Genomic DNA, 20362 nt, shown 5'->3' with positions numbered 1-20362 from the left:
CGATAGGCGGGATGTGGAAGCGCAGCAATGCGTTGAGCTAACCCGTACTAATGGTCCGTGAGGCTTGACCATATAACACCCAAGGGGCCTGACGGCCCGGGTGGCGGTCGCCACGACACACGGATACGCGAGTCGTATCGCAGTCAGCTTGATCACGTTGTTAGAGCACCAGGTATTTGGGTGCTGCTCCGGCAGCACGCCACAGTTACGCCTGACGACCATAGCGAGCGGGTCCCACCTGACCCCATGCCGAACTCAGCAGTGAAACCGCTCAGCGCCGATGGTAGTGTGGGGCCTCCCCATGCGAGAGTAGGTCATCGTCAGGCATCTCTTCGAAAACCCCAGCCAATCGGCTGGGGTTTTTTCGTTTCCGGGAAAATCATTTTCATACGCTTGATTGGCGACATGCTGAAAAGCTCTCTACGTTAGGGTGGCAAGTCATACGTAAAGGAGCGATACATGAAAGGAAGCCTGTGGAAGATGCTGGGTCTGGTTGCCCTCATGGCCATGCTGGTAGGCGGAATTGCCGGGTGTGAAGATGAGGGGCCGATGGAGGAAGCCGGTGAGAGCATGGATCAAGCGGCGGAAAATGCCGGTGATAGCGTAGAAGAAATGGGCGAGGATATTCAGGAGTCTGCCGAGGAAGCACAGAATTGACCTGGCAGGCCGCTGTAAAGACAAGCGCCGGACCCTTGGGCCCGGCGCTTCTTTCAGTAGTTAGGTTGTTGGCTCTGAACGAGGTTATCAGGGCGCTGTGTTCTGCTCGATACCTTGGACGTACCACGGCGCGCCGTCTCGCAGGTCGCGTACCAGATGCCAGGTCTCATTGAACTCATTCTGTTCGCCATTCTCGTCCATGATGCCATGGAAAAGCACGGTGGCTTCGGCCTGACGCCCCACCTCTCGCACATCACCAAGCTCGGCAAAAAGGCGGACGATTTCGGTGCGATTATTAGCCGGCTGGTTGGCACGTTCCTCACGCAACAGGTTATAAAGCTCCGGTGTCACGTATTCCTGAATACTACTGAAGTCATTGTTGTCCCAGGCGCGCTGCAGCGTCATAAAGTGTTCCTTGGCGCCGCCCAGAAAGCGTTCCCTGTCGAACCAGGCGGGTTGTGCTGCAGCACCGCCGCCCAGTCCGCTCGCCGTAAAGGCCTGCGTCGTATTATCGGGGCGAGCCTGCTGCTGATAACCTTGCTCGCGAGGGCCGCCGGCCGGCGCAGGTTGACGCCGTTTACGAAACAGCCGGAAGGCCAGCCAAATGGCGCCGGCAATTAGCAGCATGTCCAGTAGGCGCAGTTCATCGAAGGCGCCACCGAAGAACAGCGAGGCCAGTAGGCCACCGGCTAGGAGCCCCGCAAAGGGCCCGGCGAAGCGCGACAGCCCCTTGGAAGGCTGACGGGGAGGGGTAGCCGTGGCTGTACGGTTCGGTGCAGCGTCGGTCGTGTTGGCCGAACGTGAGTAAGTGCCGAAGCTCTTGCCCCCGCCTAATCGCTTGGCTTCAGCATGCTCGACTGCCAGGCCGAAGCCAAGCAGGCCGACCAGTAGCATGACAAACAGGTTTTTCATGATGGTGTCGTCTCCGAAGGGTAATGAAAAGGCTAGAGGCAGTTTACCTCTCGCCTTTGTCCCTGTCCCGATTCCTGCATGCTAAGACGCCTCAGGATGGGCTTTGTTCCTTGCGGGTGAAGACCCAGGTATCGCCTTGCGAGAGGGTGGAGTTGAAGCGATAGCCATCGACATCGAAGTCCTTGAGGCCTTCCGGGTCATCGATCCTTTGATGGATCATCCAGGCGCTCATCAGCCCCCGCGCCTTCTTGGCATAAAAGCTGATGATCTTGTACTGGCCGTTCTTGGCATCCTTGAATACGGGGGTGACAACCCGGGAAGAAAGGCGCTTGGCATCGATGGCCTTGAAGTACTCGTTTGACGCGAGGTTGACCAGTACCGGGGTACCGCTTTGGTTGATAGCGTCGTCCAGGGCCTGAGTGAGCCGGTTTTTCCAGAAGGCGTAGAGATCCTTGCCGGCATCGTTGGGCAGACGTGTCCCCATTTCCAGGCGGTAGGGCTGGATCAGATCGAGGGGACGCAGCAGTCCATAAAGGCCGGAGAGAATTCGCAGGTGATCCTGGGCGAAAGCATTGTCCGCCTCGCTGAACGAGGCGGCATCCAGTCCGACATAGACATCTCCCTGAAACGCCTGGATGGCCTGCTTGGCGTTCTCGAGATCGAAGGGCGGGGCCCATTCGGCAAAGCGGGCTGCATTGAGACCGGCCAGCTTGTCGCTGATGCCCATCAGCTCGGCAAGCCGCTGTGGCGAATAATCACGCAGGATGTCGATCAGTGCCTGGCTCTGTTCCAGGTAGTCGGGCTGGGTGTAGGTACGGGTGGTGGGGGGCGTTTCGAAGTCCAGCGTCTTGGCCGGGGAGATCACACTCAGCATCAAAGGCTCCTGCGTCTTGGGTCATGGCAGGAGAGAGTATACCAAGCGGGGCTGCGGGGGCCGATGTCGCCCCCGCTATTGCTCCCATAGCTTCAGGGGCAGGGGTTGGAAAGCCGGCGATGCACTGCTTCGATCTCGTCGAGCACGGCCTGGTCGAGCGACAGGGCCTCGCTGGCCAGGTTGCTTTCCAGTTGTTCCATGGTGGTGGCACCGATGATGTTGCTGGTCAGGAACGGTCGCGAATTGACGAACGCTAGCGCCATCTGTGCCGGGTCGAGGCCATGCCGGTGGGCAATGTCGACATAGGCGCGTGTGGCCTCGTTGGCCACGTCTGAAGTGTAGCGCTTGAAGCGCTCATAAAGGGTCAGGCGGCCCTTGGGTGGCTGGGCGCCATCCAGATACTTCCCGGACAGCACACCAAAGGCCAGCGGCGAATAGGCCAGCAGGCCGACCTGTTCGCGATGGGCGATTTCGGCCAGGCCCACTTCGAAGCTGCGATTGAGCAGATTGTACGGATTCTGCACGCTGGCCACCCGTGGCACGCCAAGTGTGTCGGCAAGGTGCAGGCTATGCATGACGCCCCACGGTGTTTCGTTGGACAGGCCAATCGCGCGAACCTTGCCAGCATCGACCAACGCTTTCAGGGCCATCAATGTATCGGCCAGGGGCGTGGCGTCCTCCTCCAGGTCCGGCTGATAACCCAGCTTGCCGAAGAAGTTGGTACTGCGGTCCGGCCAGTGCAACTGGTAGAGGTCGATGTAGTCCGTCTGCAGGCGCTCGAGACTGGCGTCGATGGCCTGATTGATATGCTCGCTCGTCAGGCGTGGGCCTCCACGGATGTGCTCCATGCCAGGACCGGCTGCCTTGGTAGCGATTACCAGATCGTCGCGTTTGCCTCGGGCCTTGAGCCAAGTGCCGATATAGGCCTCAGTGCGCCCTTGCGTCTCGCCCTTGGGCGGGACCGGGTACATCTCGGCGGTATCGATGAAATTGATACCGAAATCGACGGCGCGGTCGAGTTGCCGGTGAGCCTCGGCTTCGGTGTTCTGTTCGCCGAATGTCATGGTGCCCAGGCAGAGGCGGGTGACGTCGATCCCTGTCCGGCCAAGTGGTCGTTTCTGCATTCCGCAGGCTCCATCTATGCTAGGGAAAAGGGCATGGTAGCGGGGGCGCGAGAAAGCGGCAAACTAGGGTTGAGTCATGCCCGAGGTGGGCGTATGCTTGCCCACCGTTGATCCGGCGGAGTCCGGACGGTTGGCAGCAAGGAGATGAACACGTGGACTGGCCCTGGATGGGGCTGTATTCGACGTTGTCACCCTAGGCAAACTGGATTCAAGGTTCTTAGCCATGCCGCAGGCTTCTTCCCTGTTTACCCGGCTTGAATATCGACTGGCCGAGCAGCTATTCCAAACTCGCTGGTTACCGCGTTCGCCGCGTACCCAGCGCCTGACCATGCATCTTTTCCAGCGCTGTGCCGAAGCCGGGCATACGGCAGCGCTGTCGGTCTACGGCAACATGCTGTTCCAACGCGGCATGACCCCGCAGGACAAGGCGCGTGGGGCGCGTTATGTGCTGCAGGCAGCGCAGAGTGGCGATCCCGAAGCCCAATACCAGGCCGCACTGATCTACGAGCATGGCTGCGCTCAATATCCGCGTCGTCACGACCATGCCGTAACCTGGTATGCCAGAGCCGGCGAGGCTGGCCATCGCCTGGCAGCAAGGCGTTTGGCCGAGGCCTATCGGCAAGGTGACCTCGATCTGGCTGTCGATGAGCAGTGTGCCGCGCACTGGCAGGCGCTTGCCGACTATCCAGTCTATCGTGTCGAGGCGCACGATTCGCCCATGCACTGAGCGAGTCTCGGGGCCAGTAGCTGCGTTTAATCCAAGCCAGGCAAATCCGGGCAATAGCCCGGATTTCGTGTTTACATGGACGGGAACCCAGCCGAATCGTCTAGCCCGAACCAGATAGGAATGTGATGTGACGCTGCCCATATTGCTCGATATCGAAGCGTCCGGTTTTGGCCGGGGCAGCTATCCCATAGAGGTTGGCCTGGCGAGAAGCGATGGCAGTACCTGTGCCTTTCTCATCCAGCCCCTCGACGAGTGGACGCATTGGGACCCCAAGGCAGAATTGCTGCACGGTATCTCGCGAGGGCGACTGAAGCGCGAGGGCTATCCTGTGGTCGAAGTGGCGCGCTGGCTCAACGACGAGCTCAGCGAAGCGGGCATCGCCTACAGCGATAGCTGGGGTTACGACAATACCTGGCTGTCGCTACTGTTCCATCATGCCGGCATGTTGCCGCGCTTCCGCCTAGAGGCTTTGCGCCGACTTCTCAACGACAGGCAACTTGCGCTATGGAAGCGCACCAAGGAAGCCCTGATCGCCGAACGCGGCATTCGTCGCCACCGTGCCGGCGAGGATGCCCGGCTACTGCAGTTGACGTACCTACGCACCCTCGACTCGACGACCTAGCGCTAGCGATACGCCGACCGTCTATCCCTCGCCACTCACCGACAGCAAGACCTTGCCGATGCTGGCGTTGCTTTCCAGATAATCCATGGCCTGCTGGGCGTCCTGTATCGGCCAATCGCGGTCGATCAACGGGCGAAGCTCGCCGCGTACCAGGCGCGGCCAGACATGCGCATGCAAAGCATCGAGAATGGCGCCCTTGGCCTGGGGTGTCTTGCTGCGCAAGGTCGAGCCGATCAGGCGTTGCCGCTTCATCAACATCCGTCCCATGTCCAGCTCGGCCGCTCGGCCACCCATCAGGCCGATCAGGACCAAGCGGCCATCCATGTTGAGTACCTGCTGATTGTCGGCCAAGTAGCTGGCACCCACCGGATCGAGAATCATGTCAGCGCCGCCCCAGTTCTTCACGGCCTCGACGAAGCTGCCCTGGTGGCGGTTCCAACCGGCATCGGCACCCAGCGACAGGCATTGCTGCAGCTTGTCGTCATTGCCCACGGTGACGAAGCAGGGATGACTAAAGGCGCGACAGAGTTGGATGGCCGTCGTCCCGACGCCGCTGGCACCAGCGTGCAACAGTACACGATCCCCCTGGCGCAGCGCACCTTCCATGAACAGGTTCAGCCAGGCCGTGGCGAACACCTCGGGCAGCGCCGCGGCTTCGCGCAGACCGTAGCCTTTAGGAAGCGACAAGACTTGAGCCTGATGCACGATGACCTCTTCGGCATAGCCACCACCGGCAAGCAATGCGCAAACATGCTGGCCGGTGTCGAAGCCTTCGACACGCGCCCCCTTCTCGACAATCGTGCCGCTGACTTCCAGCCCGAGAATCTCGGAAGCACCCGGTGGCGGCGGGTACTGGCCGGCACGTTGCATCAGGTCGGCCCGGTTCATCCCGGCCCAGGCAACCTTGATGCGCACTTCATCGGCACCGGGGGAGGGAAGGGGCGGTTGTTCCTTCCAGGCAAGCGCTTGATCGTCGAGTGTGATGGCGTACATGGCGTCTCCTTGCGCCTTGGGTGTCCTCAGGCCGGCTTGAAATGGGCTTCGAGGCTGTCCAGCAGCGAGTCGGGCGTGCCGGCGTGCTGGAGCTGAGCGCGTGTACGCGCCGCGAGGAAGCCGGCATCCACGGCATTGTCCAGAAAGCTTAGCAGGGGCTGATAGAACCCGGCGACATCGAGCAAGCCGACCGGCTTGTCATGCAGACCGAGATATTGCCAGGTCCATACCTCGAACAATTCCTCAAGGGTACCGATACCGCCGGGCAATGCCACGAAAGCGTCGGCATGGGCGGCCATGCTGGCCTTGCGCTCATGCATGTTGTCGACGCGAATCAGTTCGCTCAGGCCGTGGTGGGCCATCTCGCGATCGACGAGGTGATGGGGCATGACGCCGATGACCTCGCCGCCCGCCTCCAGGGCCGCATCTGCCACGGCGCCCATCAGGCCGATACGGGCACCACCGTAGACCAGCCCCAGGCCACGTTCGGCAATGCCGCGTCCCAGCGCGATGGCAGCGTCACGAAAACGGGGGTCGTGCCCCTCGCGCGACCCCAGATAGACACAGACTCTTGGCATGGCGTCTCTCCTTGCGAAAGGGCTAATAGTAGCATTCCCGGTAACGAAAACGGGCGCCCCAAGGGCGCCCGCCAGTCGAACGGTATCCTTCAGGGCAGACGGTCGATGATGCCATATTCGGCATCCAACCACTGTCCTATGACGTTATTGCCACATAAGTGATGTGCGTACTGGGTGTGCAGGCAACGCACCTGATCCCAGTTGGCGATGCCGCCAATGCCCCGCTCGCGAAATAGCGCAGTATAGTCCTGGCGCTCGGCCTGCTCGCGGTAGGATTCGCTCATATAATGCCAGCGCTGGGCCACGTAGTCTTCATGGCTGCGGTGATAGGCTGCCAGGAATTCGGCATCGTCCTGAAGGCGCGCCTCGAGTTGCTTGATCACACCGCTGGCCTCGATGCGCGACAGTTCGACCTTGAGCAGATCGGAACTCAACCAGTACAGCGTAGGAAAGGGCTTGTCGTCGACGATGGACTCCATGCGCAGCACCAACGGCGTACCCTGACCATCGGTGGCGGAAACGGCCTGAATACCGCGCGGGGCTCTGCCAAGTTGTTCGGCAATGATGGCCAGTTGGGCGTCAGTGGGCGTCTGGTCGGTCTGGATCAGCATCGTTTCCGGAGTCCCGCAGGAATTTGTTGGAGTGTGCCACGCCGCGAAAGAATGCCTGGTTGAGCTGAATCGGGGTGGGCACATAGCCCCACTCACGCTCGCAGTAGTCGTTGGCGCGCGCGATCAGGACGTCGTAGAGGCGATTGAACGGGGCATCATAATCGTAAGGATCGTCGCCAAACAAGCGAATGTGCGGGTAATCCGCGAAGCGCTCGATGAAGTAACGCTCCAGGTCGGCCTCCACGGCGCGATGGCGCTCGATATCGTCGGGCGAAATCCACAGATCGTAGCGAATGGCCATTGATTGGCTCCGACTGGGCGGCTATGGGCCTGTGACAACGGTGTAGCGCAAAAGGCTCAGTGGCGTGCCAGTGGCGCCAGGCATGCCTGGGTGAGCCGCAGTAAATCCTGCGGGGCGAGAGAAATCTCCAAGCCGCGACGGCCGGCGCTGACGTGCATCTGTATAAGGCCGGCGGCACTGTCGTCGATGTACGTCGCCAGGCGCTGTTTCTGACCGAGCGGGCTGATGCCGCCGACCACATAACCTGTTGCGCGTTCGGCCTCGGCAGTGTCGGCCATGGTCGCCTTCTTGCCGCCCGCTGCGCGTGCCAGTGCCTTGAGGTCGAGCATGGCCGACACCGGCACCACGGCCACCGCCAACTTGCCGTCGACCTTCGTCAACAGTGTCTTGAAGACGGTGTGTGGCGCTAGGCCGAGCAGCCGGGCAGCTTCCTCGCCATAGGCGGCGCTCGCCGGATCGTGCGGATATTCCTGCAGCTCGAAGGTGACCTTGGCACGTTTGAGCGCCTGCACGGCGGGTGTCATGCGCCGGCCTCGGCAGTATCGACAAGGTGAGCTTCCAGGGCCTGGCGAACATCGGCAGGGAGTGGCGCGGCACGCTTGGCTTCGTGATCGTAGTGCACCAGCACGGTATTGCCGCGCGCCCCGGGGCGCCCGTTCTGCCAGGCTTCCTGGGTCACGGTGAAAGAGCTGTTGCCCAGGCGCGATATCCAGGTACGTATCTCGATATCCTCGCCATAGAACAGTTCGGCCAGGAACTCGACATCGAGCCTCGCCATGATCAGCGCCCACTTGCGCGGGTCGAGATCCGGTGTGAACAGCCGGAACAGATCGTTGCGGGCCAACTCGAACCAGGCCGGCAGGCGCGTATTGTTGATATGTCCTAAGGCGTCGGTGTCGTAGAAGGCAGGCTCCAGCGTACGCGTGAACATCGGCGAATCCTTGTCGAATGGCATATCAGAATGACGCCCGAGCAAACGCTAGGTCAAGCGTCGACAGGGTGGCGTGAGCGCTGCCAGTACGCCTGCAGGCGCGTCCACAACCATAACCAGGCGGTGGCGACGGCAAAACCGACCAGCGTGCCCAATGCCAGGCCCAGCGTGGGGTAGACCAACGACACGCACAGTGCATAGCAGAGCAGCGAGCCGAGCCCGGCCGGGTAGTGCTTGATGACCGTGGCGACCGGGCCTGGGCCATGCGTCAGGTGCAGGATCACCAGAAAGGGGTACATGGTGACCGGGAACGCAGCAAGCAACCCGGCCCAGGCCGGCGGCAGGACATGAGCCAAGCCGGTGATCGTGAATATGATCGCTGCCGCAAGCAGGGCCCGGAACAGTACACCTGCCCAGGAGAGGCTTCCCCGGCCACCGGTTCGCCGGTCGGGTACCTGGCGGTAGAGCCAGAGAAAAAGGCCAATCGCTACCAGGGTGACCAGCGCGCCGCCAAGGCGGTCGAAATCGATCTGTGCGAGTACGGCACTGGCTGTGAGCCAGCAGGCCAATCCCCCCAGGGTCCCCGACAATATACCAGTGACACCTTCGCGCCGGCCGCACAGGAGATAGCCACCGCCCAGGGCCAGGGTCGCAGTAAACCCGGCAAGGGTATGGACAGCACTATCGGCGGCGAAACCGGGCGAAATCTCGAGACCGATGAAGAACAGGGCGATGGCCGTGCCCAGAGGATAGCCGGACAACAGGCCGGCGATACGCGGGCTCAGGCGTTCGGCAATGGCTGCCAGGCCAAGCACGACTCCAATCGAGACCAACAGCTTGGCGACTTGCCAGGCAACGGGAACGTCCAAGAGCGACTCCAGCGCAGGAAAATACAGAGGTGGCTGCCGTGGGCACGGGCCCTGTCGGCAACGCCGACTATATCAGACGCTGGGATTGCTGATCGGCCCAGGCCTGCTCGAGGGGTGCTGCCAAGGGCGCTTGCAGGTGATCGGGCAGCGCCTCGCATGCCTGCTCGAAGGTCTCGAAGCTGCGGTTGCGCAGCCAGCAATAGGCCCACGCACAGGCCTCGAGATCGTCATTGGGAATTGGACGCGAGGGTATCTGTGCCAGCAGGAATAACGCGCTGCGCATGGCCCATGACGGTGGCTGACCCTCATGACTCCATTCGCGCAAGGTGACGCCGCTGGGCGTCTCCTCGGGATCGCCGAGGCTGGCCAGGCGGGCCGTGTCGGCAAGAATCTGCGCCAGTCGGTCGGGATCGGCCTGGCCAATGAGCATCCAATGGCCGACCAGGCGGGACCCGCCGCGCATGGCCTTGGCATAAAAGGGGCTTTCAGGCATGTTCTTCCTTAGGGATCACAGAGTTTCGACATGGAGAGACCATGCGCTTCGATTTTGCCACGTCCATTGACCGCCGCCAGTACCCATCGCAGAAATGGCAGCGCTATGCATCGGATGTGTTGCCGTTGTGGGTTGCCGATATGGACTTCGCGTCGCCGCCGGCCATCGTCGATGCCCTGAGCGAGCGGGTCGCGCATGGGGTGTTCGGGTATGGACGTACGCCGGACAGTCTGCGTCGGACGCTGTGCGAATGGAGTCAGCAGCATTATCGCTGGCCGATCGAACCGGGCTGGCAGTTGTGGCTGCCAGGCGTGGTACCGGCGCTGCATCTGGCCAGCCTGGCCTTGACCGAGCCCGGCGACGGGGTGCTCACCGTCACGCCGATCTATCCGCCGTTTCTCAAGGTCGCCGAACGCACCGGGCGCCTGGCGCAGACCGCGCGTCTTGCCGAACCCGTTTCCGACGGTGAGGGCTGGCGCCTCGATCGCGAAGCGCTGGAAGCCGCCATCACGCCGGAAACCCGCCTGCTGTTATGGTGCCACCCGCACAACCCTACCGGGCGTGTCTGGCATCATGATGAGTTGGCGATTATCGCCGATCTGGCGGAACGCCACGACCTGATCGTCGTCTCCGATGAATTGCATTGCGACCTGATCCTCGAGGGCGAGCGACACCGCCCTTTGGCGGCGGCGTTTCCCGACTTGGCCAAGAGGATCATCACGCTATGGGCGCCCTCGAAGACCTTCAATACCGCGGGCTTGACCTGTGCTTGTGCCGTGGTACCTGATGGCAGTCTCCGGCGACGATTGCAGGAGGCCATACGCGGCTTGGTACCGGACGTCAATGTGCTGGGCCTGCTGGCCGCTGAGGTCGCCTATCGAGAGGGCGAGCCGTGGCGCCAGGCGTTGCTTGACGTGTTGCGCAACAATCGTGCCTGTCTCGGCGAGCATGTCGCGCAGTGGCCGGGAGTCGGTTACCGGGAGCCGGAATCCACCTACCTGGCTTGGCTGGACCTGCGTGAAGCGGGGCTGGGCGAATCACCCCAGAGAGCGTTGCTCGAGCGCGCCAAGGTCGCCCTGTCGGATGGCGCCGACTTTGGCTGGCCCGGTTTCGTGCGCCTGAACTTCGGAACGTCTACCGCCCAGTTGCAGCAGGCACTAAAGCGCCTCGATACAGTGCTTGGTAGGTCGTAGCCAGAAGCAAGGATAGGCAGTGGGCCTGTTGGGCCCACTGCTCAAGCCTCGGCTATCGCTAACGCCTCAGTACAGCAGGGCAAATAGCTTGCGCCGGTAAGTCACGGTCAAGGGGTGATCGGCACCAAGAGCATCAAATACGCGCAACAATGTCTTGCGTGCCGCATCGTCGCCATAGGCGCGGTCGCGCTTCATCAGGGCGAGCAGGGCGTCGAGGCCGGTTTCGTATTGACCGTCGGCGACCTGGCGCAGGGCACGGCGATACTGGGCTTCACTGTCATCGCGGCCCTCCAGGGCAGCCAACTCCTCGGCGCCGGGGGCTTCCTCGCCGAACTCGAGGCGGGCACGCACGCCGCGTGCCTTGGCGCCATCGCGATGTTCGGGCGGCAGGTTGTCAAGAATTGCCCGGGCATCCTCGGGATTACCCTCGGCCAGTACCGCACTGGCCAGTCCGATCTGATAATCGTAGTGATCGGGATATTCCTGGCTCAGTTGTTGGTAGATGGCGCGTGCCGAGGCGGCATCGCCGGCGGTGAGGGCGGCTTCGGCCTGCTCTTCGGGGCTAGCCGGCGCATCCTGAGGTGCTTCGATGTACTGGGCCAGCCATTCACGAATCTGCCGCTCGGGCAGGGCGCCCTGGAACTGGTCGTAAAGCTGCCCCTGGATGATCAGCTTGACGTCGGGAACCGAGCGAATGCCCAGTTGCGCCGCGATCTGCTGATGCTCCTCGATGTTGAGCTTTGCCAGGACGAACGCCCCGGCATACTCGTGGGCGAGCTTCTCGAGTACCGGCATCAAGTTCTTGCAGGGCTCGCACCACGGGGCCCAGCAGTCGAGCAGGACCGGTGTCTTGACCGAACCTTCCAGCACGACCTGCTGGAAGTTGGACATGTCGACATCGACGATATAGCTCGACGGGTCGGCCTGTGTGCCGCTCGGTTGCTGCGACGCCTCGGGCGTATTGAGAGGGGCTCCGGTACGGGGGTCGACTATCGGCATAACGCTTGGCCCTGTTGAAAGTGGGTATGTCACACCAGATGCGGGCCGGTCGGCAAGGATTCAAGGGGGCGGGTACATGAAACGTTGGCTGTTCGCTGGTTTCCGCAGTCTTGTCGTGATGGGAGCGATCGGCATTCTCCTGCTGGGAGGGCCTCTGGTCATGCTGGCCGGGCCGAGCATCGATCTGGATAGCCACTGGTCGACCGCGGATCGTTCGACGGCGGGGCTCGCGCCGTTACCCGAGCAGGCCCGCGAGGCCATCGTGCAGGTCTATGCAGCACGCGCCTTCAATTGGCGAGGCGCTTTCGGGGTGCACACCTGGATCGCGACCAAGTCCCAAGACGCAACGTTTTATCATGTCTATGAAGTTACCCGCTGGCGCGGAGCAGTGCACACGTCGCGACAGCGCAACCCGGACCGGGCCTGGTATGGCAATCCACCGCAACTGCTTGCCGACTATCGCGGGGCGGCCGCCACGCAGCTCATTGCGTCTATCGCAGAGGCCGCCGCCGCCTATCCGCGTGCCGGCGAATACCGGATCTGGCCTGGACCCAACAGCAACACCTTCACGGCTTGGGTCATCCGCCAAGTTCCCGGCCTGCGCGTGCATTTTCCCCCCACGGCAATCGGTAAGGATTACTTGCTTGATGGCTGGACTGCCGAGACGCCCAGCGAAAGCGGCTACCAAATCTCGTTGGCTGGTCTGTTCGGGATTCTAGTGGCGGGTGACGAGGGGATCGAGGTCAACCTGCTGGGGCTCGTCTTCGGTATCGACTATGCCGCGCCCGCGCTCAAACTTCCCGGGATAGGACGACTGGGTGTCGGGGCGTCGGTTTTGGGGCGGTCGGCCGATGACGAAAGACCGGTGATAGCGTTGACACGGTAATAACGTGGTTAACGTGTGGTTCTGTCACTAGCGACTTTAATCAAGTGAATGAAACGAAAGAAGCCGACCCTATGGATCGGCTTCTTTGAAATTTGGTAGCGGGGGCTGGATTTGAACCAACGACCTTCGGGTTATGAGCCCGACGAGCTACCAGACTGCTCCACCCCGCATCAGATTGTGCTGCGTATTATAAGGAAATCTTGCCCCAAGTCAAGTGTTGAATACTCGCACAGCCCAGCGAAACTGGACCATACTTGACTGGAGGGTGGTGGCACTCGCAGAAGGCCATCTTCTTCGTTCAGCGCAATCGTCATAACTCAGGGGGAGAACATATGACACAAACAGCACCCGTGGCGTGGGTAACCGGCGGTACTGGTGGCATCGGTACGGCCATTTGCCGCGAGTTGGCCAAGGAGGGGTATCTGGTCGTGGCTGGCTACCACAACCCCGACAAGGCAAAAACCTGGCTCGAAGACCAGCGCGCCGACGGTTATGACAACATCGTTCTATCCGGAACCAACCTGACCGACTATGAAGATTGCGAGGCCGGCGTGCGCGAGATTCGCGAAAAGCATGGCCCCGTCAGCGTACTCGTCAATTGCGCCGGCATTACCCGGGACACCACGCTCAAGAAAATGAGCCCCGAGCAGTGGCGCGAAGTCATCGACACCAACCTCAACAGTGTATTCAATACCTGTCGTTGCGTGATCGAGGACATGCTTGAGGCCAACTATGGGAGAATCGTCAATATTTCCTCCATCAATGGGCGCAAGGGTCAGTTCGGCCAGTCCAACTATGCCGCCGCCAAGGCGGGCATGCACGGGTTGACCATGTCCCTGGCTCAGGAAACCGCGACCAAGGGCATTACCGTCAACACGCTGTCGCCTGGCTACATTGCCACCGACATGATCATGAAGATTCCCGAAAAGATCCGCGAGTCGATTCGCGAGACGATCCCCGTCAAGCGCTACGGAACACCGGAAGAGATCGCGCGTGCCGTGGCGTTCCTGGCGCACCGCGATTCCGGCTTCATTACCGGTGCTAACCTGGACATCAACGGCGGCCAGTTCATGGGCTGATTGTCCGAAAGAACTGCGAGGCAGAAGAAAGGCAAGGAGCGAGGCGTGATGCCTCGCTCCTTTTTGTGGGTCAGTGCCTGGCTAGGACGTGGGCAGGCGGGCCAACTGGGCGAGATGACTGTCGAGCTCGCCGGCTTCCCGGGCCCACAGCGCAGGCGGGACTGGCCCTGTTGCCAATATGCCGCACAGGATATCGTGCAGTTCCCCTGCCTTGGAAAGTTCGCGCTCACGCGATTCGTTGAGTCGTTCCACCTGGATGGCCAGGCGCAGGGGCTCATCGGCTCGCTCGACCCGGCCGCCGGCCAGCAAGGCGAGGTGAACACGTAGCCGGCTGAGCGTTTCGGCTACCTGCTCGGCAGTCATCGGGTCCTGGCGTGCCGCATTGCGTTGCTCGTGGGCGTTGAGCATGTCGTCGTCGAGCCCGGGCATGGCCTCGATCGATACAGCCTCGTGTCCCTCCAGTCGCTGGGCATCGGCATCGAGATGACGTTCGAGCAGTGGACGCAATTGTTGCCAGCGCTGGATTTCTTCGCTCAGGGCCAGCCGCAGCAACCGGTCGCGGCGGGCGCGCACGATGCCCGTCCAGCGCCGACGCATGCCCTCACTGCGACGGCCAGCCGGGAGTGGCTCCAGGCTGTCGGCTTCGGCGATGGCCTGCTCCAGCATCCCCGCATCATGGCTGGAAGAAGGTTGCCAGGCGTCAAGCCGCTCGATCAAGGCCTGCATGGCATCCAAGTGGTCGCGGGCCCGCTGGGCACGGTCGTCCCTCTCGCTTTCACGTGCGGCAAAGAGGGTATCGCAAAGGCTGCGGAACTCGCGCCATAGGGCCTGCTCTTCTCCCTTGGGGGCGCGACCCAGTTCACGCCAGCGCCGCTGCAGCGCCTTGGCCTGTTCGGCGCGCTGGGCGGCGGTTCCCTTGTCGTGCTGCAGTTGACGGGCCTCTTCGACCAAGGCGCGCTTGGCAGTAGCTATCTCCTGGGCGCGCTGGTCGATCAAGGCCTGCAAGGCATGACGGATGCGGCCGAAGCGTTGCCCGACCTGCTCGGCATGATCCCGGGGCACGGGCGAGAAGCGCCGCCACTGTTCCCGGGAGCGATCCCGAATCTCGCGCAGGGCATCGGGGTCGGCACCGGGGTCGGGATTGTCGAGCAGAGCCTCCAACTGGTCGCATAACCCCTCTCGGGCCTCCAAATTGCGCTGGCGCTCCTCGTCGAGTGCCTTGCGCCACGGTGCCAGGCGCTCGTGGATATGGTCCGAGGCAGCCCGGAAGCGGCTGGACAACTCGCGTTCGGCTGCGGCATCGCCAAGGTTTTTCCAGTCCTTGACCAGTTGGCGATGACGCCGATCCAGTTCGGCATCGAGGAGTGTCGTATCCTCGGCCAAGTCCTCAATGGCCAGGCACAGCTGGTTACGCTTGGGGCCCGCCACGAAACCCCGCCAGTCGCGTAGCTCGGCGAGCCGTGCACCCAGGCGCTTGAGCCGCGGCTGCAGGGGCTGGCGCCGGTCGGCAGGCAAGGTATCGAAGCGTTGCCGTAAGCTCTGGTGCAGCCGGCTGGCCTGCTTGAAGGCACCGCGCTCGAGCAGTTTTTCCAGTTCATCGAGATCCTTCGCGAAGCGCTCCGCCTGTTGCGGGCCGGCGGGGTCGACGGGCTGTTGGGACAGTTGTCGCTTCACTCGGCGCAGCAGGGGCGACGGCGGGAGGTCGCTCGGCCAATCGATATTATCCATGACGCTCCGCAGGCGCGCATTGTCCTGTTGCTCGATGCCCTCGCGCAGTGCGTCGGATTGCTGTTCCAGGCGTTCCCAGGCCAGGCGGATGCGCTCATGTGCCTCGAGCGACTGCGTATAGCGCTGGCTGAGCTCCTGACTGGGGACATGCTGCTCGGACAGGGCCTGCCAGCGGCTGGCCTGCAGGCGCTTGTGCGCAAGCAGGCTATCGATATCCTGCTGGGTGAGTGAATCTCCCTGGCGCAGGCTGGCAACCGATTCTTCCAGTGCCTCGACCAGTGCCTGACGCTCCGCCTCGGCATCATTGCGCTGTTGGTCTGCCGTCTCGATCGCCTGATGCTGCGCTTCATGGTCGGTGATGACCTTGCGGCAACGCAGGCAGGCTTCCTGGTAGCGCTGCTCCTGCTCGGGTGTGGCCAGATCGGGCAAGCGCTCCCACTCGCGCATCAGGTGGCGGTAGCGACCGGCATAGAGCGGCTCCCAGGCATGCTGGGCATGCTGTTCGAGAGCGTCCAGAATTCGCTCGCGCTCGATGCGTTGTGCCTCGGCCTGTGAGGCATCCTCATGCAATCGGCTGAGACGGTCACGGGCCAGGCGCGCCACATGCTTGTCGCGTCGGGCCTGGCGGGCCAGTTGGGCCAGGCCCTCTTCGGAGGTGACGCGCTCGGCTGCCGCATGGCGAACGGCAGCGATGCTGTTCTCGCAGGCCTGATGAATCAGGGCGGGTTCGTCGTCCAGGCGGGCCAATGCCGCCAGTCGCAGCTCCTGATTGTCGCCCTGCAATGCCAGCCTGGTGAGTAGGTCTCGGTCGTCGACACGCTCGACCAGTGTCAGTCGCTCAGCCAACGGTACGTTGCCGGCTTGGCCTGTCAGCAGCGCTACGAGCTGGGCGTGCAGTTCTGGCGAATGCTGGTCGTCGCACAATGCCAGCAGGCGGGCGGGGTCTTCGAGCCGTGCCAGTGCCGCCTGGCGTACGTCGGGGTCGCTGTCGTTCGCGAGTTGCTCCAGGCGTTGGCGGTCCCGAGGCTGGCTGGCGTCGAGGCGATCGATGGCCTGGCGTCGTACCGAAGGGTCGCGGTGTTGCCAGCGTGGGCCGAATAAGCGTCCAAAAATTCCTGACATGAGAGAACAGGCATCCCTGAAAGACGTAAATAATAGAAGAAAGTGGTTGTTGTCGCGTGCCGGTGTCCGCTACCGGCGTTCGCTCAGTGCTATCTAAGCATGTGCGCCACTGGCGGAAAAGCCCGAAGCGTCGGTGTCCTGCGACACTGACAAGAGGCTAGGCTGGGCGTATCATCAGTTGCAGCCAGGCAGCCCCTCGCTTAGCTTAGTGACATTACCGACGCGGAGACCGGCAATGAGCCTCAACGTGGACAGGGCAGGTACGGCCTTTTCTTTCAAGGGTGGCATGCTGCCCATGACGGTCATGGAACTGACCAGTGCAGATCCCGAGCAGATACGCGAGCAACTGGCCGGCAAGGTCAGTCAGTCGCCGGCCTTCTTCCAGCATACGCCAGTCGTGTTGAGCGTGGAAAAACTCGCCGAACCGCACCTGGCACTGGAGCGGATCTGTGCGGTATGCCGTGCCCACAAGCTATTGCCGGTTGCCGTGCGTGGTGGGGCGGACCCTGTCAAGCAATCGGCCTGGGCCTTGGGCCTCGGCTGGTTTCCGCCCCAGGAAGAGCGGGTGCGCAACCTTGAGAGCGTGTCGCGCTCGCTGCCCGAGGAAGAACTGCCGAGCCCGGCACCGGCCGGCATGGCGCCAGTGGCCAACCGTATCCATCGTGGCACGGTCCGCTCTGGCCAGCAGGTCAGTGCGGCAGAGGGCGATCTGATCGTGCTCGGTTCGGTCAACGCTGGCGCCGAGGTCCTGGCCGGTGGCAACGTGCATGTCTACGGGGCACTGCGAGGCCGCGCTCTGGCTGGGATACATGGTGACCGCGAAGCGGGCATCTTCTGTCATGAATTACACGCCGAGCTGCTTTCTCTGGCCGGGAACTACAAGCGCCTCGAGGACATCGACCCTCAACTGCTCGGCACGGCGGTGCAGGTGCGCCTCAACGATGACCAGTTGGCCATCGCGCCGCTCGTTTGAACCCACTAATGCACAATGATCATCAGACACTAGCAACAGGAAGCTTACCTTGGCCAAGATTATTGTAGTGACCTCCGGCAAGGGCGGGGTCGGCAAGACGACCAGTGCAGCAGCCATCGCCACCGGGCTGGCACTGCGCGGCAAGAAAACCGTGGTGATCGACTTTGACGTGGGTCTACGAAACCTGGACCTGATCATGGGCTGCGAGAGGCGCGTCGTCTACGACCTCATCAACGTGATTCAGGGCGAGGCAGGGCTCAATCAGGCCATGATTCGCGACAAGCGAGTGGACAACCTGCACATCCTGCCGGCCTCTCAGACCCGCGACAAGGATGCCTTGTCCGCCGAAGGCGTCGAGAAGGTACTCGACACCCTGACCAAGGACTTCGATTACGTGGTCTGTGACTCGCCCGCCGGGATCGAGCGTGGTGCTCAGTTGGCCATGTACTACGCTGATGAGGCTGTAGTCGTGACCAACCCTGAGGTCTCGTCGGTTCGCGACTCCGACCGCATTCTCGGTCTGCTGGGCTCCAAGACCCGCCGCGCCGAGCAGGGCCAGGATCCCGTCAAGGAACATCTGTTGATCACGCGTTACGATCCGGAACGGGTCAACCATGGCGACATGCTCAACCTGGAAGATATCCAGGAGATACTGTCGATAAACCTGATTGGGCTGATTCCCGAATCCGAGGCGGTGTTGCGCGCGTCAAACCAGGGCGTACCGGTTACCCACGATCAGAAGAGCGACGCCGGCCAGGCTTATGTCGATACCGTGTCTCGTCTGCTCGGTGAAGATATCCCGCTGCGCTTTCATGAGTACCAGAAGAAGAGCCTGCTCTCCCGCGTGTTCGGAGGAGGTCGTCGGTGAAGTTACTCGAATTCCTGAAGCGTGAACGCAAGAAATCCGCGTCCGTCGCCAAGGAGCGTCTGCAGATCATCGTGGCTCATCAGCGCAGCCAGCGCGATCAGCCTGACTACATGCCGATGCTCGAGCGCGAACTGCTGGAAGTCATTCGCCGCTATGTCAACGTCGATCAGGACGCCATCAACATCAGCCTCGACCGCGAGGACGACTGTTCTGTCCTGGAGCTCAACGTCACGCTACCGCGTAGCGGCTGAGCGTTGCTCCCAGCTGTGCTAGTCTGGTCGCTTTCGACTGGTGTGGAGAGCGGTCATGGCGCAGTCCGGCGCGACACAGCGAACATTTCTCTGGCACGATTACGAAACCTTCGGGGCCGATCCACGGCGTGATCGGCCTGTGCAGTTCGCGGCCATTCGCACCGATACCGACTTCAACGAGATCGGTGAGCCGCTGACCTTGTATTGCAAGCCGGCCGACGATTTCCTGCCTCATCCCCAGGCCTGCCTGATCACCGGCATCACGCCGCAGACGGCGCGTCGGCGCGGGTTGCCTGAGGTCGAGTTCGCGACACGCATCAATGCCGAAATGAGTATGCCGGGGACCTGCGTGCTGGGCTATAACAGCCTGCGTTTCGACGACGAGGTCACTCGCCATCTTCTATATCGCAACTTCCTTGATCCCTATGCCCGGGAATGGCAGAACGGCAACTCGCGCTGGGACCTCATCGACGTGGTGCGTACCTTTCATGCCCTGCGTCCGGAGGGGATCGAGTGGCCCCGTCGAGAGGATGGCTCGCCGAGCTTCCGTCTCGAGGAACTGACTGCTGCCAATGGCATCGAGCATGCCGGCGCCCATGATGCCTTGGCCGACGTGCGTGCCACCATCGCCTTGGCGAAGCTGCTGCGCTCGCGCAACGCCAAGCTGTTCGACTATCTGCTTGGGCTGCGCAGCAAGCGTGACGTGGCCGCCATGCTTGACATTCCCGGTCGCAAGCCCATGCTGCATGTCTCGCGGCGCTATCCGGCCAGCCGCGGCTGCAGCGCGCTGGTCATGCCGCTGGCCGAGCATCCTTCCAATGCCAACGGCGTTGTCGTCTATGACCTCTCGGTGGACCCGGCGCCGTTATTCGAATTGTCCGTCGAGGAGATCCGTGCCCGGGTCTTTGCCAGTGCGGACGAGCTGGCCGAGGGGGAATCGAGGATTCCGCTCAAGGTCATTCACATCAACCGCAGCCCGGTCGTCATGCCTGCCACGTTCCTCAAGGATGTCAATGGACCACGCCAGGGCGAGTACGGTGATATCGTCGAGCGCCTGGGACTTGATGTGACGGCCTGTCGCCAGCACTGGAAGGCGCTGTGCGCACATCCCGAGGCCGCCAGGAAGGCGGCGGCGGTGTTCGCCGAAGGACCTGCGCAGGGCCCGCAGGATCCGGACCTGATGCTCTACAGCGGCGGTTTCTTTTCGCCGGCGGACCGCCAGGAAATGCAGCGGGTGCTGGCTACGACCCCCGAGGCGCTGGGTGAGACGGCGTTCGCATTTCAGGACCCACGACTTGAGGAGATGCTCTTCCGTCTGCGGGCGCGCAATTATCCCGATACATTGACCAGCGAGGAGCAGTCGCAGTGGGAAGCCTATCGCTGGTCGCGGATGAACGACGCCACGCTGGGCGTGCTGACCCTGCAAGCGTTCGCCCGCGAGATCGAGCGCTTGAATCAGGCCTCCTTGAACGATCGTGAACGGCAGATCCTTGAGGAACTGGTCATGCATGTGGAAGCCATGATGCCATCGCAGGCATTTGGCTGACAGACGGGGTCGCAGGCAACCGAGA

23 protein-coding genes, 1 tRNA gene and 2 rRNA genes are annotated in these 20362 nt (G+C 62.2%); 12 read left to right on the top strand and 14 right to left on the bottom strand.

Going from position 1 to position 20362, the window contains the following annotated elements:
* The 3 genes from BM194_RS15710 to BM194_RS15700 all read left to right on the top strand — a co-directional run.
* Nucleotides 1-72, top strand: a 23S ribosomal RNA gene (locus BM194_RS15710); the annotation flags it as partial.
* A gap of 138 nt (nt 73-210) precedes the next feature.
* Nucleotides 211-326: ribosomal RNA gene (gene rrf, locus BM194_RS15705) — 5S ribosomal RNA — on the top strand.
* 133 nt (nt 327-459) lie between these two features.
* Complete coding sequence (locus tag BM194_RS15700; protein ID WP_092848665.1) at nt 460-657, top strand: hypothetical protein; 198 nt, start codon at nt 460-462, stop codon at nt 655-657.
* An 87-nt stretch (nt 658-744) separates the two neighbouring features.
* On the opposite strand, the gene BM194_RS15695 is transcribed toward BM194_RS15700, so the two are convergent.
* The 3 genes from BM194_RS15695 to BM194_RS15685 all read right to left on the bottom strand — a co-directional run bounded on the left by BM194_RS15695 (nt 745) and on the right by BM194_RS15685 (nt 3567).
* Entirely contained in the window at nt 745-1569 is an 825-nt protein-coding gene (locus tag BM194_RS15695; RefSeq protein ID WP_092848662.1) for a Tim44 domain-containing protein, read from the bottom strand.
* A 91-nt stretch (nt 1570-1660) separates the two neighbouring features.
* Complete coding sequence (gene yaaA, locus BM194_RS15690) at nt 1661-2443, bottom strand: peroxide stress protein YaaA (RefSeq protein ID WP_092848659.1); 783 nt, start codon at nt 2441-2443, stop codon at nt 1661-1663.
* Nucleotides 2444-2535: 92 nt separating this feature from the next.
* Nucleotides 2536-3567: an NADP(H)-dependent aldo-keto reductase gene (locus BM194_RS15685; protein WP_092848655.1), complete on the bottom strand. Its 1032-nt coding sequence runs from the start codon at nt 3565-3567 to the stop codon at nt 2536-2538.
* Between the two features lie 223 nt (nt 3568-3790).
* On the opposite strand from BM194_RS15685, the gene BM194_RS15680 reads away from it, so the two are divergent.
* Both BM194_RS15680 and BM194_RS15675 read left to right on the top strand, forming a co-directional pair.
* Nucleotides 3791-4294, top strand: coding sequence for a tetratricopeptide repeat protein (locus BM194_RS15680; protein ID WP_092848652.1), 504 nt, complete (start codon nt 3791-3793; stop codon nt 4292-4294).
* A gap of 127 nt (nt 4295-4421) precedes the next feature.
* On the top strand, nt 4422-4916 hold the full coding sequence (locus tag BM194_RS15675; protein ID WP_092848650.1) for a 3'-5' exonuclease family protein: 495 nt from the start codon (nt 4422-4424) through the stop codon (nt 4914-4916).
* A gap of 21 nt (nt 4917-4937) precedes the next feature.
* Here the strand turns inward: BM194_RS15675 and BM194_RS15670 are convergent, their stop codons facing one another.
* The 8 genes from BM194_RS15670 to BM194_RS15635 all read right to left on the bottom strand — a co-directional run bounded on the left by BM194_RS15670 (nt 4938) and on the right by BM194_RS15635 (nt 9692).
* Nucleotides 4938-5909 carry an NAD(P)H-quinone oxidoreductase gene (locus BM194_RS15670; RefSeq protein WP_092848648.1) on the bottom strand — a complete coding sequence of 324 codons (972 nt, stop codon included), beginning with the start codon at nt 5907-5909 and terminating at the stop codon, nt 4938-4940.
* A 26-nt stretch (nt 5910-5935) separates the two neighbouring features.
* Entirely contained in the window at nt 5936-6487 is a 552-nt protein-coding gene (locus BM194_RS15665; RefSeq protein ID WP_092848645.1) for an LOG family protein, read from the bottom strand.
* Nucleotides 6488-6576: 89 nt separating this feature from the next.
* Nucleotides 6577-7098 carry a DUF501 domain-containing protein gene (locus BM194_RS15660; protein WP_092848682.1) on the bottom strand — a complete coding sequence of 174 codons (522 nt, stop codon included), beginning with the start codon at nt 7096-7098 and terminating at the stop codon, nt 6577-6579.
* Nucleotides 7067-7399 carry a hypothetical protein gene (locus tag BM194_RS15655; protein ID WP_092848643.1) on the bottom strand — a complete coding sequence of 111 codons (333 nt, stop codon included), beginning with the start codon at nt 7397-7399 and terminating at the stop codon, nt 7067-7069. Before BM194_RS15655 ends, BM194_RS15660 begins: the two co-directional genes overlap by 32 nt.
* A gap of 56 nt (nt 7400-7455) precedes the next feature.
* On the bottom strand, nt 7456-7923 hold the full coding sequence (gene ybaK / locus BM194_RS15650) for a Cys-tRNA(Pro) deacylase (RefSeq protein ID WP_092848641.1): 468 nt from the start codon (nt 7921-7923) through the stop codon (nt 7456-7458).
* The gene (locus BM194_RS15645) at nt 7920-8330 is read right to left on the bottom strand and encodes an acyl-CoA thioesterase (protein ID WP_092848638.1); all 411 of its coding nucleotides are present in this window, start codon (nt 8328-8330) and stop codon (nt 7920-7922) included. The genes ybaK and BM194_RS15645 overlap by 4 nt, the downstream gene beginning before the upstream one ends.
* A gap of 53 nt (nt 8331-8383) precedes the next feature.
* Complete coding sequence (locus tag BM194_RS15640; RefSeq protein WP_092848637.1) at nt 8384-9199, bottom strand: hypothetical protein; 816 nt, start codon at nt 9197-9199, stop codon at nt 8384-8386.
* 67 nt (nt 9200-9266) lie between these two features.
* Nucleotides 9267-9692, bottom strand: a complete 426-nt coding sequence (locus BM194_RS15635; protein WP_092848635.1) for a hypothetical protein — start codon at nt 9690-9692, stop codon at nt 9267-9269.
* A 41-nt stretch (nt 9693-9733) separates the two neighbouring features.
* On the opposite strand from BM194_RS15635, the gene BM194_RS15630 reads away from it, so the two are divergent.
* The gene (locus BM194_RS15630) at nt 9734-10885 is read left to right on the top strand and encodes a MalY/PatB family protein (RefSeq protein WP_092848632.1); all 1152 of its coding nucleotides are present in this window, start codon (nt 9734-9736) and stop codon (nt 10883-10885) included.
* A gap of 66 nt (nt 10886-10951) precedes the next feature.
* Here the strand turns inward: BM194_RS15630 and BM194_RS15625 are convergent, their stop codons facing one another.
* Entirely contained in the window at nt 10952-11884 is a 933-nt protein-coding gene (locus BM194_RS15625) for a thioredoxin family protein (RefSeq protein WP_092848630.1), read from the bottom strand.
* Between the two features lie 76 nt (nt 11885-11960).
* On the opposite strand from BM194_RS15625, the gene BM194_RS15620 reads away from it, so the two are divergent.
* The gene (locus BM194_RS15620) at nt 11961-12770 is read left to right on the top strand and encodes a DUF3750 domain-containing protein (RefSeq protein ID WP_092848628.1); all 810 of its coding nucleotides are present in this window, start codon (nt 11961-11963) and stop codon (nt 12768-12770) included.
* A gap of 93 nt (nt 12771-12863) precedes the next feature.
* On the opposite strand, the gene BM194_RS15615 is transcribed toward BM194_RS15620, so the two are convergent.
* A tRNA-Met gene (locus tag BM194_RS15615) sits at nt 12864-12940 on the bottom strand.
* 162 nt (nt 12941-13102) lie between these two features.
* On the opposite strand from BM194_RS15615, the gene phbB reads away from it, so the two are divergent.
* Nucleotides 13103-13849 carry an acetoacetyl-CoA reductase gene (gene phbB, locus BM194_RS15610; protein WP_092848626.1) on the top strand — a complete coding sequence of 249 codons (747 nt, stop codon included), beginning with the start codon at nt 13103-13105 and terminating at the stop codon, nt 13847-13849.
* Between the two features lie 81 nt (nt 13850-13930).
* Here phbB and BM194_RS15605 read toward each other — a convergent pair whose 3' ends face one another.
* Nucleotides 13931-16699 carry a DUF349 domain-containing protein gene (locus tag BM194_RS15605; RefSeq protein WP_092848624.1) on the bottom strand — a complete coding sequence of 923 codons (2769 nt, stop codon included), beginning with the start codon at nt 16697-16699 and terminating at the stop codon, nt 13931-13933.
* Between the two features lie 235 nt (nt 16700-16934).
* Here BM194_RS15605 and minC point away from each other — a divergent pair, with 235 nt between their 5' ends.
* The 4 genes from minC to sbcB are packed head-to-tail and all read left to right on the top strand — an operon-like array spanning nt 16935 to nt 20337.
* The gene (gene minC / locus BM194_RS15600) at nt 16935-17672 is read left to right on the top strand and encodes a septum site-determining protein MinC (protein WP_092848621.1); all 738 of its coding nucleotides are present in this window, start codon (nt 16935-16937) and stop codon (nt 17670-17672) included.
* A gap of 49 nt (nt 17673-17721) precedes the next feature.
* Complete coding sequence (minD, locus tag BM194_RS15595; protein ID WP_092848618.1) at nt 17722-18540, top strand: septum site-determining protein MinD; 819 nt, start codon at nt 17722-17724, stop codon at nt 18538-18540.
* Nucleotides 18537-18791, top strand: coding sequence for a cell division topological specificity factor MinE (minE, locus tag BM194_RS15590; RefSeq protein WP_019019531.1), 255 nt, complete (start codon nt 18537-18539; stop codon nt 18789-18791). The genes minD and minE overlap by 4 nt, the downstream gene beginning before the upstream one ends.
* A 55-nt stretch (nt 18792-18846) precedes the next feature.
* Nucleotides 18847-20337 carry an exodeoxyribonuclease I gene (gene sbcB / locus BM194_RS15585; RefSeq protein ID WP_092848617.1) on the top strand — a complete coding sequence of 497 codons (1491 nt, stop codon included), beginning with the start codon at nt 18847-18849 and terminating at the stop codon, nt 20335-20337.
* Nucleotides 20338-20362: the final 25 nt, after the last annotated feature.

Source organism: Modicisalibacter xianhensis (assembly GCF_900113605.1).
Taxonomy (GTDB): Bacteria; Pseudomonadota; Gammaproteobacteria; order Pseudomonadales; family Halomonadaceae; genus Modicisalibacter; species Modicisalibacter xianhensis.
Note: the sequence above shows the minus strand (reverse complement) of the source record. Positions and strands in the feature narration are given on the sequence as shown.

Excerpts from the sequence above, each read along its gene's own strand:
- BM194_RS15700 (WP_092848665.1), top strand. The coding sequence starts at position 460 with ATGAAAGGAAGCCTGTGGAAGATGCTGGGTCTGGTTGCCCTCATGGCC.
- BM194_RS15695 (WP_092848662.1), bottom strand. The coding sequence starts at position 1,569 with ATGAAAAACCTGTTTGTCATGCTACTGGTCGGCCTGCTTGGCTTCGGC.
- yaaA (WP_092848659.1), bottom strand. The coding sequence starts at position 2,443 with ATGCTGAGTGTGATCTCCCCGGCCAAGACGCTGGACTTCGAAACGCCC.
- BM194_RS15685 (WP_092848655.1), bottom strand. The coding sequence starts at position 3,567 with ATGCAGAAACGACCACTTGGCCGGACAGGGATCGACGTCACCCGCCTC.
- BM194_RS15680 (WP_092848652.1), top strand. The coding sequence starts at position 3,791 with ATGCCGCAGGCTTCTTCCCTGTTTACCCGGCTTGAATATCGACTGGCC.
- BM194_RS15670 (WP_092848648.1), bottom strand. The coding sequence starts at position 5,909 with ATGTACGCCATCACACTCGACGATCAAGCGCTTGCCTGGAAGGAACAA.
- BM194_RS15665 (WP_092848645.1), bottom strand. The coding sequence starts at position 6,487 with ATGCCAAGAGTCTGTGTCTATCTGGGGTCGCGCGAGGGGCACGACCCC.
- BM194_RS15660 (WP_092848682.1), bottom strand. The coding sequence starts at position 7,098 with ATGCTGATCCAGACCGACCAGACGCCCACTGACGCCCAACTGGCCATC.
- BM194_RS15655 (WP_092848643.1), bottom strand. The coding sequence starts at position 7,399 with ATGGCCATTCGCTACGATCTGTGGATTTCGCCCGACGATATCGAGCGC.
- ybaK (WP_092848641.1), bottom strand. The coding sequence starts at position 7,923 with ATGACACCCGCCGTGCAGGCGCTCAAACGTGCCAAGGTCACCTTCGAG.
- BM194_RS15645 (WP_092848638.1), bottom strand. The coding sequence starts at position 8,330 with ATGTTCACGCGTACGCTGGAGCCTGCCTTCTACGACACCGACGCCTTA.
- BM194_RS15635 (WP_092848635.1), bottom strand. The coding sequence starts at position 9,692 with ATGCCTGAAAGCCCCTTTTATGCCAAGGCCATGCGCGGCGGGTCCCGC.
- BM194_RS15630 (WP_092848632.1), top strand. The coding sequence starts at position 9,734 with ATGCGCTTCGATTTTGCCACGTCCATTGACCGCCGCCAGTACCCATCG.
- BM194_RS15625 (WP_092848630.1), bottom strand. The coding sequence starts at position 11,884 with ATGCCGATAGTCGACCCCCGTACCGGAGCCCCTCTCAATACGCCCGAG.
- BM194_RS15620 (WP_092848628.1), top strand. The coding sequence starts at position 11,961 with ATGAAACGTTGGCTGTTCGCTGGTTTCCGCAGTCTTGTCGTGATGGGA.
- phbB (WP_092848626.1), top strand. The coding sequence starts at position 13,103 with ATGACACAAACAGCACCCGTGGCGTGGGTAACCGGCGGTACTGGTGGC.
- BM194_RS15605 (WP_092848624.1), bottom strand. The coding sequence starts at position 16,699 with ATGTCAGGAATTTTTGGACGCTTATTCGGCCCACGCTGGCAACACCGC.
- minC (WP_092848621.1), top strand. The coding sequence starts at position 16,935 with ATGAGCCTCAACGTGGACAGGGCAGGTACGGCCTTTTCTTTCAAGGGT.
- sbcB (WP_092848617.1), top strand. The coding sequence starts at position 18,847 with ATGGCGCAGTCCGGCGCGACACAGCGAACATTTCTCTGGCACGATTAC.